Source organism: Paenisporosarcina quisquiliarum (genome assembly GCF_027563315.1).
GTDB lineage: Bacteria > Bacillota > Bacilli > Bacillales_A > Planococcaceae > Paenisporosarcina > Paenisporosarcina quisquiliarum.
This window is the reverse complement of sequence record NZ_JAMKBJ010000022.1, coordinates 1-18934: the sequence shown is the minus strand read 5'-3', so window position 1 is coordinate 18934 and position 18934 is coordinate 1. Positions and strand designations below refer to the sequence as shown.

General features: G+C 39.8%; 17 protein-coding genes, 1 tRNA gene, 1 rRNA gene, 1 other RNA gene and 1 other annotated feature. Of the genes, 15 read left to right on the top strand and 5 right to left on the bottom strand.

Annotation, left to right across the window (positions count from 1 at the left end; genetic code table 11):
* The 4 genes from rrf to M9R32_RS15795 all read left to right on the top strand — a co-directional run.
* A 5S ribosomal RNA gene (rrf, locus tag M9R32_RS15810) occupies positions 1-103 on the top strand; the annotation flags it as partial.
* Between the two features lie 627 nt (positions 104-730).
* Positions 731-1207 carry a glutathione peroxidase gene (locus M9R32_RS15805; protein WP_269927697.1) on the top strand — a complete coding sequence of 159 codons (477 nt, stop codon included), beginning with the start codon at positions 731-733 and terminating at the stop codon, positions 1205-1207.
* Between the two features lie 106 nt (positions 1208-1313).
* Positions 1314-2777: an IMP dehydrogenase gene (gene guaB, locus M9R32_RS15800; protein ID WP_269927696.1), complete on the top strand. Its 1464-nt coding sequence runs from the start codon at positions 1314-1316 to the stop codon at positions 2775-2777.
* 145 nt (positions 2778-2922) lie between these two features.
* Entirely contained in the window at positions 2923-4278 is a 1356-nt protein-coding gene (locus M9R32_RS15795) for a serine hydrolase (protein ID WP_269927695.1), read from the top strand.
* A gap of 57 nt (positions 4279-4335) precedes the next feature.
* Here the strand turns inward: M9R32_RS15795 and pdxR are convergent, their stop codons facing one another.
* The gene (gene pdxR / locus M9R32_RS15790; RefSeq protein WP_269927694.1) at positions 4336-5745 is read right to left on the bottom strand and encodes a MocR-like pyridoxine biosynthesis transcription factor PdxR; all 1410 of its coding nucleotides are present in this window, start codon (positions 5743-5745) and stop codon (positions 4336-4338) included.
* Positions 5746-6236: 491 nt separating this feature from the next.
* Here pdxR and M9R32_RS15785 point away from each other — a divergent pair, with 491 nt between their 5' ends.
* The gene (locus M9R32_RS15785) at positions 6237-7901 is read left to right on the top strand and encodes a M4 family metallopeptidase (RefSeq protein ID WP_269927693.1); all 1665 of its coding nucleotides are present in this window, start codon (positions 6237-6239) and stop codon (positions 7899-7901) included.
* Positions 7902-8029: 128 nt separating this feature from the next.
* Positions 8030-8244 (top strand) — a binding site (T-box leader).
* Between the two features lie 210 nt (positions 8245-8454).
* Positions 8455-9729 carry a serine--tRNA ligase gene (serS, locus tag M9R32_RS15780; protein ID WP_269927692.1) on the top strand — a complete coding sequence of 425 codons (1275 nt, stop codon included), beginning with the start codon at positions 8455-8457 and terminating at the stop codon, positions 9727-9729.
* A gap of 41 nt (positions 9730-9770) precedes the next feature.
* Here the strand turns inward: serS and tadA are convergent, their stop codons facing one another.
* Entirely contained in the window at positions 9771-10256 is a 486-nt protein-coding gene (gene tadA / locus M9R32_RS15775) for a tRNA adenosine(34) deaminase TadA (RefSeq protein WP_269927691.1), read from the bottom strand.
* Positions 10257-10341: 85 nt separating this feature from the next.
* Between tadA and M9R32_RS15770 the strand changes: the two genes are divergently transcribed.
* The 3 genes from M9R32_RS15770 to M9R32_RS15760 all read left to right on the top strand — a co-directional run bounded on the left by M9R32_RS15770 (position 10342) and on the right by M9R32_RS15760 (position 12894).
* Positions 10342-11484 carry a glycosyl hydrolase family 18 protein gene (locus tag M9R32_RS15770; RefSeq protein WP_269927690.1) on the top strand — a complete coding sequence of 381 codons (1143 nt, stop codon included), beginning with the start codon at positions 10342-10344 and terminating at the stop codon, positions 11482-11484.
* 106 nt (positions 11485-11590) lie between these two features.
* The gene (locus M9R32_RS15765; RefSeq protein ID WP_269927689.1) at positions 11591-12229 is read left to right on the top strand and encodes a deoxynucleoside kinase; all 639 of its coding nucleotides are present in this window, start codon (positions 11591-11593) and stop codon (positions 12227-12229) included.
* A complete protein-coding gene (locus M9R32_RS15760) occupies positions 12226-12894 on the top strand; it encodes a deoxynucleoside kinase (RefSeq protein ID WP_269927688.1) in 669 nt (222 codons plus the stop codon). The genes M9R32_RS15765 and M9R32_RS15760 overlap by 4 nt, the downstream gene beginning before the upstream one ends.
* Before the next feature lie 34 nt (positions 12895-12928).
* Here the strand turns inward: M9R32_RS15760 and M9R32_RS15755 are convergent, their stop codons facing one another.
* From M9R32_RS15755 to M9R32_RS15745, 3 genes are all read right to left on the bottom strand, one after another.
* Positions 12929-13426: a hypothetical protein gene (locus tag M9R32_RS15755; RefSeq protein WP_269927687.1), complete on the bottom strand. Its 498-nt coding sequence runs from the start codon at positions 13424-13426 to the stop codon at positions 12929-12931.
* A 200-nt stretch (positions 13427-13626) separates the two neighbouring features.
* Positions 13627-13719 (bottom strand) — tRNA-Ser (locus M9R32_RS15750).
* A gap of 162 nt (positions 13720-13881) precedes the next feature.
* Positions 13882-14727 carry a P-loop NTPase family protein gene (locus M9R32_RS15745; RefSeq protein WP_269927686.1) on the bottom strand — a complete coding sequence of 282 codons (846 nt, stop codon included), beginning with the start codon at positions 14725-14727 and terminating at the stop codon, positions 13882-13884.
* Between the two features lie 158 nt (positions 14728-14885).
* Between M9R32_RS15745 and ffs the strand changes: the two genes are divergently transcribed.
* The 6 genes from ffs (at position 14886) to M9R32_RS15715 (ending at position 18587) form a co-directional block, all read left to right on the top strand.
* An RNA gene (gene ffs / locus M9R32_RS15740) (signal recognition particle sRNA large type) lies at positions 14886-15153 on the top strand.
* A gap of 151 nt (positions 15154-15304) precedes the next feature.
* A complete protein-coding gene (gene dnaX, locus M9R32_RS15735; protein ID WP_269927685.1) occupies positions 15305-17083 on the top strand; it encodes a DNA polymerase III subunit gamma/tau in 1779 nt (592 codons plus the stop codon).
* A 14-nt stretch (positions 17084-17097) separates the two neighbouring features.
* Positions 17098-17418 (top strand): YbaB/EbfC family nucleoid-associated protein, encoded by a 321-nt coding sequence (locus M9R32_RS15730; RefSeq protein WP_269927684.1) that lies wholly within the window; start codon positions 17098-17100, stop codon positions 17416-17418.
* Positions 17419-17429: 11 nt separating this feature from the next.
* On the top strand, positions 17430-18026 hold the full coding sequence (gene recR / locus M9R32_RS15725; RefSeq protein WP_269927683.1) for a recombination mediator RecR: 597 nt from the start codon (positions 17430-17432) through the stop codon (positions 18024-18026).
* 20 nt (positions 18027-18046) lie between these two features.
* Positions 18047-18259, top strand: a complete 213-nt coding sequence (locus M9R32_RS15720; protein WP_269927682.1) for a YaaL family protein — start codon at positions 18047-18049, stop codon at positions 18257-18259.
* A 67-nt stretch (positions 18260-18326) separates the two neighbouring features.
* Positions 18327-18587 (top strand): pro-sigmaK processing inhibitor BofA family protein, encoded by a 261-nt coding sequence (locus M9R32_RS15715; RefSeq protein WP_269927681.1) that lies wholly within the window; start codon positions 18327-18329, stop codon positions 18585-18587.
* Positions 18588-18934: the final 347 nt, after the last annotated feature.

Below are 18934 nucleotides of genomic sequence, written 5' to 3'. Positions count from 1 at the left end.
GCAAAGAGGTCACACCCGTTCCCATACCGAACACGGAAGTTAAGCTCTTTAGCGCCGATGGTAGTTGGGGGTTTCCCCCTGTGAGAGTAGGACGTCGCTAGGCAAAGTAAAAAACCGGTACCTTTCGAGGTAGCGGTTTTTTTGTGTTCTTTTTTAAGGGTTTGAATAGGAGCGTAGCGGAAACAAGACCATTAAAGGTTTTATGGCTACCTTGTGTTTTAAACCCGAACCCCAAATGGGAGCCATTCCACTGACGTTGAATGGCTCTTTTCTGTTGGAGAGGGATTCTTTAAAGCAATTCGATCAATGTCGGTTCAGCAAGTGAACTTGCGGGTGAAACGGATTTGAGCGATAAAGTGGCTTATATGAGCGATAAATCCTCCGAGTGAGCGACAAATCTCCTGTATGAGCGATAAACACCGTTAAATGAGCGATAAATATTTGAAAGCAACTTTCCATAACAAATTCTTGTTTCATCCCCCAACATAACTAGCTTATGAGACCCCACACAATCGCCCCCTAAATGGGAGCCATCCCAATGACGCTGCTTACCTCTTTTCTGTTGGATATATCTCTAGTTGATTTTGATAAAGAGTTTATATTTCATCAAAACATGTTTCTTTTAAGAGATAGATAATCTAGAACATATTAATGAATCCTAATACTTGTACTATAGGGAAGAACTCGATATGTTAAGAGCATAGTTTGTGAGACGAGAGGATGTTATGATATGACGAATGTTTATGATTATGCTGCAACACTAGCAAATGGCGAAGAGGTTTCATTAAGTGAGTATAAAGGACAACCCATGGTTATTGTAAATACCGCTAGTAAATGCGGATTTACTCCACAGTTTCAAGAATTACAAGAGTTGTATGATGAATATAAAGATCAAGGACTTGTCGTTTTAGGTTTCCCATGTGGGCAATTTAGCAATCAAGAGTTTGATGATGTAAATGAAACTATGGAGTTTTGCCAATTGAATTACGGTGTATCTTTTCCGATGTTCCAGAAGATAGATGTAAAAGGTGAAAGTGCGCATCCATTGTTCAAACACTTGGTGTCTGAAAAGAAAGGATTATTGACCGAAGATATTAAATGGAACTTTACTAAGTTTTTGGTGGACCCTGATGGGCAAGTGGTAAAACGCTATGCACCTCAATCTTCGCCTAAGAAAATCGAAGATGATTTGTTGAAATATATTTAAGGAAATATCCGAATAATCTTTCTTATTCCGTGTTCCTTGACAGTCCTTGTAGCCGCTGATAACCTTATCAATAATATTCACGAGGACATAGGAGGCGTAAGAGATTATGTGGGAATCAAAATTTGTTAAAGAAGGTTTAACGTTTGATGATGTATTGCTTGTACCAGCGAAGTCTGAAGTGTTACCTAAAGATGTGAGTTTGTCTGTTCATTTGACGTCAAAAATCAAATTAAATATACCGATTATCAGTGCTGGTATGGATACGGTCACTGAAGCCTCAATGGCGATTGCAATGGCTCGTCAAGGTGGTCTTGGTGTGATTCATAAAAACATGAGCATTGAGGAACAGGCTGAGCAAGTTGTCACGGTAAAACGTTCTGAAAATGGCGTCATTACCGATCCATTTTTCCTTACGCCAACTCATCAAGTATATGATGCCGAACATCTAATGGGTAAATACCGTATCTCTGGTGTTCCTATTGTTAATAATGAAGAAGAGCAAAAGTTGGTTGGAATTATAACAAACCGTGATCTTCGCTTTATTCAAGACTACTCATTGGCAATTGAAGATGTGATGACGAAAGAAGAATTGGTTACAGCTTCAGTTGGGACAACTCTTGAGGATGCAGAAAAGATTTTACAGCAATATAAAATCGAAAAACTGCCGATTGTTGATGATTCAGGTGTGTTAAAAGGATTAATCACGATAAAAGATATTGAAAAAGTGATCGAGTTTCCTAATGCAGCAAAAGATCATCATGGACGTTTATTGGTTGGAGCAGCAGTCGGTGTTACTTCTGATACAATGAAGCGTGTTGAAAACCTTGTTAAAGCACAAGTCGATGTGATTGTAATCGATACGGCTCACGGTCATTCGCAAGGCGTTATAGATACTGTCAGTGCGATTCGTAAGGCTTATCCTGAATTGGATATCATTGCAGGGAATGTAGCAACTGCTGAAGGTACGGCTGCATTATTCGAAGCTGGCGCAGATGTGGTGAAAGTGGGAATAGGTCCAGGTTCAATTTGTACGACTCGAGTTGTTGCTGGTGTTGGTGTTCCTCAAATTACCGCAGTTTACGATTGTGCGACGGAAGCACGCAAACATGGCAAAACAATTATTGCCGATGGCGGGATTAAGTATTCTGGAGACATCGTAAAAGCACTAGCTGCAGGCGGACACGTGGTAATGCTAGGTAGTTTACTTGCAGGAACTTCAGAAAGTCCAGGAGAAACTGAAATCTTCCAAGGTCGTCGATTTAAAGTGTATCGTGGAATGGGTTCAATCGGAGCAATGGAAAAAGGCTCGAAAGATCGTTATTTCCAAGACGATGCCAAAAAATTAGTACCTGAAGGAATTGAAGGTCGTCTCCCTTATAAAGGACCGCTTTCAGATACGATTCATCAGTTGATGGGTGGTATTCGTGCAGGTATGGGCTACTGTGGAACGAAAGATTTACAAGATTTGCGAGAGAATTCACAGTTTATCAAAATGACGGGTGCAGGGTTAATCGAAAGCCATCCGCATGATGTACAAATTACGAAAGAATCTCCAAACTACTCCATATAATCAAATAACAGAACTTTAGCACCTATTCTGTCGTCTATATATTAGGCAGATTGGGTGCTTTTTTTTCAGAACGTCCCGTATGCCAGATTTTTGTGATAAAATGAGCAAGGGAAAATTAAAAAAGAGAATGGCGGAGGTTCTAGAAGTGAAAAGTGCAGTGAACAAAGCGCTAGTGCGCTGGTTACTCCTTCCGATTCTGTTAGTAAGTATGGTTGTCACCCAACCGGCTGCTACAGATGCTGAAGAGAGTCTAAATTTATTTGTTGATGGTGCTATTTTAATTGATGCAGATACAGGAAAGATTTTATATGAACAAAATGCAGATACAGCTTTAGGTATAGCGAGTATGACCAAAATGATGACTGAGTACTTATTGTTTGAAGCGATTGAAAACGGACAAGTTACTTGGGAACAACAATATTCAGTAACAGATTATACTTACCGAATCTCACAAGATCGTCGTTTAAGTAATGTACCTCTTCGTCAAGATGGTACTTATAGCATAAAAGAATTATATGAAGCAATGGCAATCTACTCAGCAAACGCAGCGACAGTTGCAATTGCCGAAACGATTGCTGGTACTGAGACTGAGTTCGTCAACATGATGAACAAAAAAGCGGAAGAGCTTGGCTTAGAAGGTTATAAATTTGTAAACTCGACTGGATTAAACAACGCCGATTTACAAGGAAACCATCCTCAAGGAACCGGTCCAGAAGATGAGAATGTCATGCCTGCGAAATCAGTAGCAAAATTGGCTTTCCATTTGTTGAATGACTATCCTGAAGTACTTGAAACAACAATTATTACGACTAAAGTATTCCGTGAAGGTACTAGCGATGCAATTGAAATGGATAACTGGAATTTCATGCTTCCTGGTCTTGTTTATGAATATAAAGGCGCAAAAGTTGATGGATTAAAAACTGGTACAACAGATTTCGCAGGTCACTGCTTTACAGGAACTGCTGAGAAAGATGGCATGCGTATAATTGCAGTCGTGATGAAAGCTGTTGATAGCAAAGGTGTAGGTTCTTATAAAGCGCGTTTTGATGCAACACGTGCACTGTTTGATTATGGATTCTCTCAATTTGCAAAAGAAGAAATTTTACCAGCAGGGTATGAATTTAAAGACCAAAAAGACATTCCTGTAATTAAAGGTAAAGAAGATCAAGTCGGCATTACTGTAAAAGAGCCGATTGAAATGGTCATTAAATCTAGCGAAAAAGATTTATATAAACCTAAATTAGTGCTTGATGAGAAGAAAATGAAAGACGGTTCTTTGGAAGCAGCAATTAAGAAGGATGAAGTAGTTGGTCATGTGGAACTTGTAAAGTCTGAAGGGTCAGACTACGGTTACATCACAGGCGCTTCAAAATCCTCTGATGTTGTAACAACTGAAGCCGTTGAACGTGCAAGTTGGTTCTCTTTAGGCCTACAAGCTGTTGGTCATTTCTTCGGTAAACTTTGGAATGGTGCTACTGACTTTGTCGGTGGATTATTCTAGGCTAAAAATATCTTAATAACTCGAAAAACCGTGATTTCATTTGAAATCACGGTTTTTTTATGCTTTCTTTATGTGCCAAGCATTCATTAAGGCCTCTACAGCTGGTGCGATGGTCTCTTCTTCAAAACCACCGAATCCTATCAGTACTTGAGGTTTGGAAGGAATATTTTGAGTTGATTGATGGTAGTCAGTTAAAGCGTATACGCGGATGTCTTTTTGTTTCGCGAGTTCAACTAATTCACGGTCTGTGGCTTCGCTATCTACCGTCAAAACGATGTGCATGCCTGCTTGCTCACCTGAAATATGAACGGAGGGTTTAAATGCTTCTAAGGCCTGCGTTAATTTTTCCAATTTTTTGCGATACAACTTTCGCATGCGATTCAAGTGCTTTGAAAAATGGCCATCTCTCATGAACTGTGCCAGTACATGTTGATCGAGTCTCGGCACTGTTGACGAATAATATGGGAATGTCTCCCGGTACGCTTGAAGCAAATGCATGGGTAACACAAAATAGGCAATGCGTAGCGAAGGCATTAGAGATTTAGAGAACGTACTAATGTAAATGACCCGCTCGCTTTGATCCATTCCTTGCAAAGAAGGAATAGGTTTACCAACATAGCGGAATTCACTGTCATAGTCATCTTCAATAATATAACGACCTTCTTTGGCAGAAGCCCAGTTGAGCAATTGAACACGCCTGGAAGCCGATAAAATAGCCCCTGTAGGGAATTGATGGGAAGGTGTGACATAGGCAACACTAGCTTGTTTCTTTTCCAATTCTGCAACTTGCATCCCATCTTCATCGACCGGAACTGCTACAGTCTCTCGATCATAATTAGCAAATATATGATGGGTCATCGGATAGCCAGGGTTTTCAATCGCGAAAACTACTTGTTTTCCGAGTAGGCGGATCAAAAGTGGCATTAGCTGTTCTGTTCCTGAGCCAATTACTATTTGTTGTGCTGTACAACGGACACCCCTGGAGGAGTAGATATAATTCGCAATTTCCTGTCTTAACTCTACGTCTCCTTGAGGGTGACCGAGCAATAGCAAATCACGGGACGTTTCATCCAACACGTCTTTTGCATACTTACGCCATTGATTGAAAGGGAAGGAAGAAGTATCAATACGGCCAGAGTTAAAATCAATGCTGTAGGTGTGCTTAAAAACTTCTGGTTGATCATGTTTCAATCGCATTTCGTCTGCAAAGGCGAGTTCTTCCACTTGTTCAACGTAATACCCACTTCGTGCAACTGCTTTAATAAAACCTTCTGCAACCAGCTGCCCATAAGCCAGTTCAATTGTTGTCTGACTGAGAGTGAGAAACTCAGCGAGTTGTCTTTTAGAAGGTAATTTCGTGCCAACAACTAAATCACCGCGAATGATCGCTTCCTTCATTTCACGATAAAGCTGCTCATATAGAGGTGTCGATGAAGATTTATCAACTGGATTGAGCCAAATATCCATGTTTCTCTCCTAACTGACCCTTTTAAAAGTTTGAAAACGATACTATTTAAATGGTCATATTAATACTATAAGAGTAGTTGAAATGGGTGCTACTTACAAGGATATAACAAGTAACATCCGTGTAAATCGAGGTATGGACGTATTATTATGAACGGAATTATTTATCCATAAAATAATTTTTATAAATCTAGTCTAATAAAGTTTTATAAACAATACTCTCTTATGTACCAATTTTTACAGGAGGAGTAAATTATCGATAGAAATGGATATTAACTAGATATTACTTCTATCTTTTGATATGGAAGGAGGAAGAAGAAATAATTCGAAAGATGGGTTTAATACATATTTCCATTATTTACACAGGAAAATAAACCCGTATTTATCCAATAAAAAACAGTGATAGTTACCTATATATTCAGAATAGTAAAATATATAGAATACTAGTTACCCGATTGAGTTCGGAATTTTCAGAAACTGAGGAGTGGAGTCAAGTGAAAAAGAAAAAAGTAGTGAGTCTGAGTTTAGCAGCAACGGTTGCATTATCAGCAGCCATTGCCCCAGTACATGCAGCACCAGGAAGTGCAACTTCTGAAAAAGTCCATATGAACCAAAAAAGCAATACACCAGATTTTATTTCTGGCAAACTGACAGCACCATCGAATAAAGCAGCTAAAGACATTGCATTAAACTATTTAGCTGAAAAACAAGGACTCTATAAAACTAGTAATGACTCTTATTCTAATTTTAAAGTATTGAATGAAACTAAAGATGAAGTTGGCTTCACTCTAGTTAAATTACAACAGGTCTATAAAGGCGTACCAGTTTTCGGATCAGTGTTAACAGCCCATGTTGATAAAGATGGTGTATTAACAGCTGTATCTGGTGAACTAGCACCGGAATTAGATAAAAAACAAACTTTAAAGAGCGGCGCTAAAATTAAACACGCTGAAGCTCAAGCGATTGCTGCTAAAGATATGGCAGCTAAACTAGGCCAAGCACCGGAACTTGAGAAGGAAGCAAAACCTGAATTCGTCATTTATGTAAAAGATGGAAAAGCAAACTATGCATATGCACTTGAGTTTGAATTCCTACATCCATCACCAGGTAACTATCAGTATTTCGTGGATGCTCAAACTGGAGACATTTTAGCTTCGTATAATCAAGTCCATCAAGTAGGTAAACCATCACCAGGTGTTACTTCTCCTACAGGAACAAACACAGTAGGTACAGGTAAAGGCGTTTTAGGTGATACGAAATCCTTCAATACGGTAACGAACAGCAATGGTTCATACTTAGTCGATCGTACGCGTGGAAATGGAATCTTCACGTATAATGCTAAAAACCGAACTCAAACCCCAGGAACGTTATGGTTGGATGCAGATAACGTGTTGAACGCAGCATATGATGGCGCTGCTGTTGATGCACACGCATACGCTGCTCAAACATATGACTATTATAAAAATGTACATAGCCGTAATAGCTATGACGGAAATGGTGCGCAATTAATTTCTACAGTGCATTACGGTCGCAATTATAACAATGCTTTCTGGAGCGGTTCGCAGATGGTGTACGGAGACGGAGACGGCTCTACATTCATCCCGTTATCCGGTGCGCTTGACGTTATTGCACATGAGTTGACGCATGCCGTGACGGATACAACGGCGGATTTAATCTATCAAAATGAATCAGGTGCAATCAATGAATCGATGTCTGATATTTTTGGTACATTAGTAGAGTATCACTTCAACAACAAGCCAGATTGGCAAATTGGGGAAGACATCTATACGCCTGGTACATCTGGTGATGCTTTACGTTCAATGGCAGACCCAACACAAAGTGGAGATCCAGATCACTATTCGAAACGTTATGTAGGTACACAGGATAATGGTGGTGTCCATTGGAATAGTGGAATCAGTAATAAAGCAGCTTATTTATTATCTAATGGTGGTACACATTACGGTGTCAGCGTAGCGGGAATCGGTAATGATAAATCAGGTAAAATTTTCTACCGTACGTTAACACAGTATTTAACACCTAATTCAACGTTTGCTCAATATCGTGTAGCAGCTGTGCAAGCGGCAACTGACCTATACGGCGCAAGCAGCACTGAAGTTTCAAGCGTGAAAGCAGCATTTACTGCAGTTGGTGTTAATTAATTAGTTTTAGTATAAGGAAATGCAAAACATCAGTTTGTTCTTTAATTGGAACAAGCTGATGTTTTCTTTTTCTTGTATGACAACTTGCCAAAATACACATCCTGTAGTAAAGTATGGTTAATTTCACATATGAAACGATGATGGGAAGTAGTAACAAGCTCCGTTTTTTTTAGAGAGCCGGCGGATGGTGCGAGCCGGTAAAAACACTTGTGAATCCGTCCTGGAGTTGCGCGACTGAAGACTAGTAAGTTGCAGCCGGTTGAAAAGCCGTTATGAGACAAGTGGATTTGTTCGCATGGACAAATCAATCAGGGTGGCAACGCGGGTAGCTCTCGTCCCTTTCCAAGGGGATGGAGGGCTTTTTTTGTTGTCTAGCTTCGCAGCCCAGCTTGCACCTCCGCTTCAGAAACTCATTCGAAAACGAGTTTTCGACTCCTTTCTTCCACCGGAGGAGTCGAGCTAGAGTGGGCTACTACGCTTTTCGGTATTGTCTAAAATGGTTTTCAACGCTTTTTTATAACTGCCCATCGTCAAAATCAAAGGAGGAAAAGACATGTTAGATGTAAAACGAGTTAGAGATAATTACGAAGAAGTGAAAGCAAAACTTGAAAAACGCGGTGAAGATTTAGGGAACTTTGATCAATTTGAAGAGCTTGATTCTAAACGCCGTGAACTAATTGGCAAAGCAGAAGTATTAAAAGCGGAACGTAATGAAGCATCTGAAAAAATCGCAGTTATGAAACGAAATAAAGAAAATGCGGATGATGTCATCTTACGTATGCGTCAAGTAGGCGATGAAATCAAAGTGTTGGATGAAGAATTGCGTGGTGTAGAAGAAAAGTTTGCTGACATAATGATGCGCCTGCCAAACATTCCGCACGAAAGTGTACCGGTTGGGGAATCTGAAGATGACAACGTGGAAGAACGTACTTGGGGAGATATTCGTCAGTTTGATTTTGAACCTAAGCCTCACTGGGATATCGCGACAGATTTGAATATCGTCGATTTCGAACGCGCTGCAAAAACAACAGGTAGCCGTTTCTTGTTCTATCGTGGTCTAGGTGCGCGTTTAGAACGTGCGCTTATGAACTTCATGATTGATCTTCACACTGAAGAACATGGTTATGAAGAAATGTTGCCTCCATACTTGGCAAACCGTGCAAGCCTTACGGGTACTGGTCAATTGCCGAAGTTTGAGGAAGATGCATTTTTAATCGAAAAAGAAGATTTCTTCTTGATTCCGACGTCTGAAGTAACGGTAACGAATTTCTACCGCGATGAAATTTTAACAAAAGATGCACTGCCACAAGGATTTGCTGCATACAGTGCTTGTTTCCGTTCTGAAGCGGGATCTGCTGGTCGCGATACACGTGGTTTAATTCGTCAACACCAATTCAACAAAGTTGAACTTGTTCGTTTTGTGAACCCGGATGATTCTTATAACGAATTGGAGAAGTTAACAGGACATGCGGAGAGAGTTCTTCAATTGCTGGGCTTACCATACCGTGTCTTGAAAATGTGTACGGCAGATTTAGGATTTACGGCAGCGAAAAAATATGATATCGAAGTTTGGATTCCAGCACAAGGTGTGTACCGTGAGATTTCTTCTTGCAGTAACTTTGAGGACTTCCAAGCTCGTCGTGCAAACATTCGCTTCCGTCGTGAACCTAATGCGAAACCAGAATTTGTGCATACGTTAAACGGAAGTGGATTGGCACTTGGCCGTACTGTTGCAGCCATCTTGGAAAACTTCCAACAAGAAGATGGTACTGTCATCATTCCTGAAGTTTTGCGTCCATATATGGGTGGAAAAGAAGTTATCAAATAATACGCAACAAAACAATAGAAAACCGGAAATGAACTTGTCCCTCAAGTTCGTTTCCGGTTCTTTTTCTGTTCGCGTAAATTGCGGAAAAATTGAGTTAGAATCCCACCACAATCCTCAGCTAATATTCCTTCAGTTACTTCACATTCATGATTGAAGCGGGCATCGTTTAACAATCGATAGAGTGAATCGACGCAACCTGCTTTCATGTCACGTGCACCGTAGACTACGCGGGGGATCCGAGACTGCAAAATTGCCCCTGCGCACATCGGGCAAGGTTCCAGTGTGACGTAAAGGGTCATTTCTTCCAGACGCCAACTTCCGATTTTCGCACATGCTTGCTGGATGGCCAAAAGCTCTGCGTGAGTCGTTGCGTTTTGAGTCGTTTCACGTAAATTATGTGCACGTGCAATGATTTCATCCTGATACACGATGATTGCGCCAATAGGAACTTCGCCTAATGTTGCAGCTTTTTGGGCCTCTATCAGTGCTTCTGCCATGAAGACCCGATCTTTTTCAAATACATCCATTCTGCATCGCTCCTTCTTTTTAGTGTAGCATGTTTTGTTTATCTTTCGCATAGCATAAGTGAGATGTGGAACGAGGAGGTTTTCGATGATTTATGTAGTAAAACAAGGGGATAGTCTGTATTCCATTGCCAACCGCTTTAGGGTCAACCCCACTACTTTGGCCAATGTCAATGAGCTTACGAATCCGGATGTTTTAGTAATTGGCCAAACGATTGTCATTCCGGATGCACCCAATCCAAATCGCCCTACCACTGAAACGAATGCTTATGTGGAATGGTACACCGACAAACCATCCCAAACCTTGCTAGACGAAGTAACGAAACGCGGACCATTGTTGACTTACATGATGCCATTTTCATATGAAGTCAAACGGGATGGTACGTTAACGCCACTGGATTGGAGTGGGCTGGATCAGATTGCACAAGATCAAAACATGGTGTCAGCTATCGTTATTTCCAATATCGAGAATGGTGCATTCAGTGACACTTTAGCGCAAGAAATTTTCGCGAGCACCGCAGTACAAGATAAGCTCATTCAAAATATCCTTGCGGAAGCCAAGGCAAAAAATGCAAAAGATATTCATGTGGATTTTGAGTATTTACGAAAAGAAGACCGACAAAACTATGTTAATTTCTTAAAACGTTTAAAAACGGCGGCAACAGGTTTGACTCTTTCTGCTGCTCTTGCCCCGAAAACTTCCGCTGATCAAGTCGGGAAATGGTATGAAGGGCATGACTACAAACAAATCGGAGAAGTCGTTGATTTTGTTGTCATTATGACCTATGAATGGGGCTATAGTGGAGGTCCACCGATGGCCGTGTCTCCAATTGGACCAGTACGTAGAGTACTCACATATGCACTAACAGAAATACCTGCCAATAAAATTATGATGGGGCAAAATTTATATGGATATGACTGGACATTGCCATATAAACCAGGAAATCCACCAGCTCAAGCAATCAGTCCGAAGCGGGCAGTTGAACTTGCTCGGGAACGTAACGCAGCCATCTCTTACGATGCGGTCTCTGAGGCACCTTATTTCAACTACTGGCGGGATGGAAAAGAACACGTGGTTTGGTTCGAAGACGCCCGTTCGATTGAAGCGAAATTTGAACTGTTGCAGGAACTTGGCTTGAAAGGAATCAGTTACTGGCACATGGGCTTCCCATTCCCGCAGAACTGGGTCGTCTTAAATGAAATGTTCCACGTGAAAAAAAGACAGAGCTAAAACCCTTTTCCTCTTTGGAAAAGTGGTTTTTAGCTCTGTTTTTCATTTTCTAGCTGTGATAGAATAGAGGGCATTGAACGATTGAGAACGAGTAGGAGGACTTCTGATGCCGATTCCATTTATCACCGTTGAAGGCCCAATTGGTGTTGGAAAAACTTCATTATCTAAAGCCATAGCCGACGCAAACAAGTTTCAACTGTTAAAAGAAATTGTGGATGAAAATCCATTTTTAAATAAATTTTATGAAGATATCGAAGAGTGGAGTTTCCAAACGGAAATGTTTTTCCTTTGCAATCGCTATAAACAATTGAGTGATATTCAGAAGAAATACATTGCTAATCAAGAACCAGTCGTTGCGGATTACCACATATTCAAAAACCTAATCTTCGCTAAACGTACACTTCCGGCAGAGGAGTATGTGAAGTATGAATCGATCTACCGTATTTTAACGCAAGATATGCCTAAGCCAAACATCATTATCTATTTGCATGCAAGCTTAGATACACTGATGAAACGTATTGCACAGCGCGGTCGTGAATTCGAAAAAATGATTAGTGCCGAATATATGGAACAACTTTCAGCTGACTACCATACATTCATTCAGTACTTTGAAGAAACACATCCGGAAATTCCGGTTCTTCGTTTCAACGGAGATGAAATCGATTTTGTTCAAAATGAGTCTGATTTGAAATGGATTTTAAATAAAGTAGATGAAACGCTACAAAAAAGGAGTCTCCACGCATGAACTTACGTGAAAAATATGGCATTCCTCAAAATGCCGTCATTACTATAGCTGGTACAGTGGGTGTTGGGAAATCAACAATGACAAAAGCACTGGCAGACGCACTAAAATTCCATACTTCATTCGAAAAAGTGGACGCTAATCCATATTTAGATCGGTTCTATGATGACTTTGAAAAGTGGAGCTTCCACCTACAAATTTATTTCCTTGCAGAACGATTTAAAGAACAAAAACGTATTTTTGAATACGGTGGCGGTTTCATTCAAGATCGTTCGATTTATGAAGACACAGGGATTTTCGCTAAGATGCATATGGAAAAAGGGACAATGAACCTGACTGATTATGAGACGTACACAAGTCTCTTTGATGCAATGGTGATGACACCATATTTCCCACATCCTGACTTACTTATTTATTTGGATGGATCGATTGAAGATATATTAAGCCGCATTCAATTGCGTGGCCGTCCAATGGAACAAGCCACACCGGTTGAGTATTGGTACGAAATGCACGAACGCTATGAAAACTGGATTAATTCATTCAATGGCTGTCCTGTCCTACGATTAAATATCAATGATTATGATTTGATGAAAAATCCTGAGACTGTTGAACCGATTGTTGAACGTATTGGTCACTTTATTCAACAAACATCCATGTTACGTAGATAAGATAGACAAGCCTTCAGCGAAAGCTGAGGGCTTTTTATCTTTCATGGGGTCGTCTTGCTATTAGGTAACTACCTAACGCAATGATTGGAAAAAGTGCCAAGAGGAAGATAACTAAAGTGAAATTAACATTGCTACTCTCTACAGGAGGGGAAGAGTCTTCAGAAAGAGAATCTGTGCTGGCGGAACTGGCATATTCTCCCTCACGATTTGCTTTATAATAGTGCCCCTTTGAATCTTCAATCGCAATCGCTTCGTCAGTGCTAATATCCTTGATTGAGAAATACTTCGTTCCACTGGGGTACCAATTTGAGAAATTACCGGAATATGTACCTTCATCCGTAGAGTATAAAGTAACTGCTCCGATTTCGTTGTCGATTTGATCGAGCTCGACCTTTTCATCACTTAAGACGTAAACATATCTATCCCATACCACAAATGAATAAGCCCACTCCGCTGAAGATTTGTGAGGTAAGAAGACTGTAAGGAAAACGATTGATACTAGCAAGGCTCGACGTAAAGAATTACCTTTCATGAAAACCCTCCTTATTTTTCCATTTGACGATAGAAGGAGAGTTTAGGTTACAGATTTAAGGAAAAAGTAAAAGGAAACACAAAAAAGGCAACTCAGATGAGTTGCCTTCATAATATTCTGATTAGTTATGTTAGAAGAAAATTCGTTACGTTAGTAACGAATAACAATCTCCATTTATATGCGCGTGTTTGTTGAAAAAATGGAGGAGGTAGAGGGATTCGAACCCCCGCGGGATTTGACTCCCCTGTCGGTTTTCAAGACCGATCCCTTCAGCCAAACTTGGGTATACCTCCGTGTCAACAAAATATAATTTATCATGTACGAAAAACAAAGTCAACAATTTCAAGTGATATAATTAAAATTTAAGTATTTCGTTTTTTCACTCATTTTTCCAATGAAAATACACAACAATATAGTCAAGCGGTTAGAGGCGCGCATAAAGAAAGTAGGGAGTGTTAATTCAATCTTTCTTTTATGATTTCTTCGAGTAATGTTCGATGTTGAGTCAAATCATAAGAAGAGTTATCTACTTTAACTTTCTTTAAAGCAATTTTATCAACGATTTCTTTTTCTAACAATTTTCTAGCTTCAAGAACCTTTACAGTTCCTTCTACTCCACTATAGTCATGTGCCTTTCCGTACCCTTGATTTGTATAGTAATCGATAAATCCTTTAGACCAACTGTTATCTCGTTCGTTGTAGGCTTTTTCAAATGAGGCACGAAGATTTTCTTGATCCACGTAAATCAATAGTGGGTTCAATGATTCGATTATTTTTGCCAACTGTAAGATATAGTCTGAAACAATCTTGCTGGAAGCATTGTATTTAATCATGCCGATGGTTATGGGATTCTGAATGAAACAGCATTCGAAAATATAAGTTTTATTATTCTTGAGTGCTTGTTGAACAAATTCCTTCCAGCTATTTAGCATAAGTGGAATATGAAGATCGAGTGGCAGTTCATAAATATCATTCTTTGCAAGCTTGTCATATAAGTCTTTAGGGATATTGGATTGATATATCTCTATGATTTTCTGATAGGAAACGAAAGCTCCATTTACTTTTAAGTCTGTATTTTCTTTAAGCACGGTTGCGTGCTCGGCGTTAACTGAAAGCAATTCCTTGAATTCGTCTGTTGTGTAATAAGCGACTCCCTCGAAATCTGCAGGATGGTTTAGATTCCCTTCAGAGAATAGTTCATTTTGTATGTGATGTTCTTTCAACAGTTCATGCATAAGATGGGCAGTTGTTGATTTCCCAGAGCCAGGTAATCCTTCAACTAAAATCAATTTTGTGCTCATGTAGTAGAGTCTCCTTATAAAATAAATGGATTGTCACATTATTAATTCAAGAAGGAAACCGTTTTTCCTTCAAGCAAACCAATGATTTTGTAAAAAGTCTCAGAGAATGAAATAGAAGGATTTGATTTTTTTGGATTAAGTCAGTATACTAGTAAATGCCGTGCTAGGTGGGAAGGTAGCGGTGTCTTGTAACTCGCAATCCGCTCTAGCGAGACTGAACTCCTTCTCTGAGGCTGTTTATATGTAGGGTCTGACTTCTGCACGTAGTGTTGACGTCTGGGTCCTGCGCAATGGGTACCCATGAATCAGGTCAGGTCCGGAAGGAAGCAGCCTTAAGTGGACTTTTCTCATGTGCCGCGGGGTAGCCTAGGTAGAGCTAACGACAGTGGTTCCGCTTATGTATTGCAGTCGAAGGAAGGTGCACGGCATACATACTTCTATTCAGGTGTTTATTCGCTAACTGCGAATGAACACCTTTTTTCATTCTCGAATTCTTTGTCTTTCAAAGAGCTAGAGCGAGTGCCTTATGGTATAATTAAAGGACTGTTAAAAATCAAACTATAAGGGGAGAAATCAGTTGGCGTATCAAGCTTTTTATCGTGTTTACCGACCTCAATCATTTGCAGAAATGTCAGGTCAAGCACATGTGAAACAAACCCTTCAAAATGCTCTCCTTTATAATAAAACAACACATGCGTATTTATTTAATGGTCCGCGGGGGACAGGTAAAACAAGTGCAGCAAAAATCTTTGCCAAAGCGCTAAACTGTGAAAAAGCACCCGTATCGGAGCCATGTAATGAATGTGAAACGTGTAAAAGTATTACGAATGGATCGAATACAGACGTTATTGAATTCGATGCTGCATCCAATTCAAGAGTAGAAGAAATTCGTGATATTATTGAAAAAGTTCGTTTTGCTCCTGCAAATTCGCGTTTTAAAGTGTATATCATTGATGAAGTGCATATGCTCTCCAACAGCGCTTTTAATGCTTTACTAAAAACACTAGAAGAACCTCCAGCGCATGTGGTATTTATTTTGGCGACTACAGAGCCTCATAAATTGCCACTCACGATCATTTCCAGATGTCAGCGCTTTGATTTCAAACGCATTACAGCAACAGATATTGTGGACCGTATGAATGTTGTATTAGCTGATTCGGGTATCCCATCGAATGATCAAGCTTTAAAGGTCATCGCTCAAGCAGCTTCTGGTGGTATGCGTGATGCACTGAGTATGCTTGATCAAGTGGTGTCATTCAGTGGTGACGAAATGACGATTGAAGACGCTCTTCTTGTAACGGGTTCGATCGGACAGGATATCTTCTATCAACTTGCAGAGTCCTTATTAACGAAAGACGTCGGGAAAGTCTTAACTCTATTAGAGGAATTAATGAAAGAAGGAAAAGATGCAGTCCGCTTAACCGAGGACTTAATCACCTTCTTCAGAGATCTTTTATTGATGAATACAGCACCATCTCTTGATGAGCTATTGGAACTTGCATCCGGTGAGGAAAAGTTTAAGCAACTTGCACATCAGTTCCCGGTTGATACGTTGTATCGTTACATCGAAATCTTATCGGCCACTCAGCAGGAAATGCGTTACTCGAATCATGCAAAAGTCTATTTAGAAACTGCTCTATTAAAAATGTCTCAAGTTAAAGTGACTACTTCTCAACAAGCAGCAGTTGATTTAGGTCCATTTGAAGAGAAAATCGCTCAACTGGAACGAACAGTTATTGCGCTTGAACAACAATTGAAACAAGGCATTGCAACAAATGGTGCACAAACCCCTCAAGCGAGCGAATCACAAAAACGCCAGAGGTTAAGAACTCAAACAGGTTTCAAAGCACCGTCCGGCCGTATTCAAGAAGTATTGAAAACAGCGACGAAACAAGATATTCAGTTAATCAAATCGCATTGGCCGACGATTATGACTCAATTGCAAAAATCACATGCCGCGTTATTGAATGAAGCTGAACCAGTTGCGGCATCTACTGGTGCTTTTGTGTTAAAATTCAAATATGATATTCATTGCCAAATGGCTGCGGACAATCAAACGTTTTCAAGCGCCTTTTCTCAATTGCTTATGAATCTAACTGGCAAGATGTATGAGATCCTTTTTGTTCCGGAAGAAGCTTGGATGAAAATCCGTGAAGAGTTTATTCGTAACAAAGGGTTGAAAGCAACTGATACAGATTCAGATTCAGATGCAGCATCCGAAACAAGTGAGACGGAACAAGCTGCAGATGAAATGTTAAGCTTTATGCAAGAAGAGAAAGCAGCTACAGAAGATCCATTGATTGTGGAAGCGGAAAAATTATTTGGTAAAGAATTTGTAGAAATACATGATGATTAGGGAGGAAAAATAGTATGCGTGGAATGGGTAATATGCAAGGTATGATGAAACAAATGCAAAAAATGCAAAAGAAAATGGCTGAGGCTCAAGAAGAATTGGGAACTCAACATTTTGAAGGTGTTGCAGGTGGCGGTATGGTTAAAGTAACTGTTACTGGACACAAAGAAGTAATTAACGTTGCTTTGGATGAATCAGTTGTGGATCCTGAAGATATTGAAATGCTACAAGATTTGATTGTAATAGCTACTAACGAAGCAATGAAGAAAGCAGAAGAAACTTCGAACTCCACGATGGGACAATTCACGAAGGGATTGAACCTCCCTGGCATGTTCTAGGAGGAAATCACATGCATTATCCTGAACCAGTATCAAAATTGATTGATAGTTTTATGAAATTGCCAGGTATTGGGCCGAAAACTGCGGCCCGTCTGGCATTTTTCGTGCTAAGTATGAAAGAAGACACTGTCCTTGAATTCGCTAAAGCATTGGTTGATGCGAAACGTAATTTAAGTTACTGCTCCATTTGTGGGCACATTACCGATATAGACCCTTGTCATATATGTCAGGACAAACAACGTGATGACACTATTATTTGTGTCGTTCAAGACACGAAAGATGTCATCGCCTTGGAAAAAATGAGAGATTACAGAGGCTTGTATCATGTTTTACATGGGGCAATTTCGCCAATGGATGGTATAGGACCAGAAGATATTAACGTACCTCCTTTATTGAAGAGATTGCAAGATGAGCGAGTACAAGAGTTAATTTTAGCGACGAATCCCACAATAGAAGGTGAAGCAACCGCTATGTATATTTCCCGGCTTGTAAAACCATCTGGAATTCGTACAACAAGAATTGCTCATGGTCTTCCAGTAGGTGGGGACTTGGAATATGCAGATGAAGTTACTTTATCGAAAGCGTTAGAAGGCCGACGTGAGTTATAAAGAGGAGGCCTGACTGCCAGATGTTTTTTAAAAAAGCCAAACTTAAAAAAGAATTCGATAGTAAACTCATTTCCTTGATGAAAGAAACGAAAGATGACTGGCAACAATCTCAGATCATCGAAGAACTAATGGATGACTATGAGTTGTCGATCATTGCCCAGCGTAAAATTGCTGAGAGCAAACACTTCTTTCTATATAAAGAAGCGCGAATACGAAAAATCCTTTTGAAATGAAGTATATGTTATACCAATTCCTTCATATAGTTAGTTGATAACTTATATGAGAGGTGGGAGAAGCTCAATGAAGCTAACTCTTTATGTGATTGGTATAGCTGTACTTCTTTTTTTATTTTTAAACAAAGCATCGAAAGGACGAGTAATCGAAGCGTTCTCTATTTGGTGGTTTAGAATTGCGTTTGCTTTTGTGATCTTGTTTGCCATCCACTTGATTGCAAGTCAGTTCGGTCTTTTCATTCCGGTAAATATCGTATCTGGCTTACTAATTGCATTCCTAGGAATTCCAGGAATAGCGAGTGTATTAACGATTTCTATATTCCTATAACTTTTTTAAGATATAGTGTTGACTTTTATAAGCCAGGCTGATATATTTATAAAGTTGCTTGAATGAAAGCGACGAACATGAAAAAAAATATCAAAACTTTTTGTTGACATGACAATCAGGATTTGATATGATATAAAAGTTGCTGTTACAAACGGCGGCTAACAAATGAACCTTGAAAACTGAACAGCAAAACGTCAACAATAAAGCGGAACACACTTCAGTGTGGGAAGCAAAACTTGAACTTAAACGTTCATTATAAACGTCATTAATTTGACGCCAGCAACAAAGTCGAGCTAATCGACTCACCTATTATGGAGAGTTTGATCCTGGCTCAGGACGAACGCTGG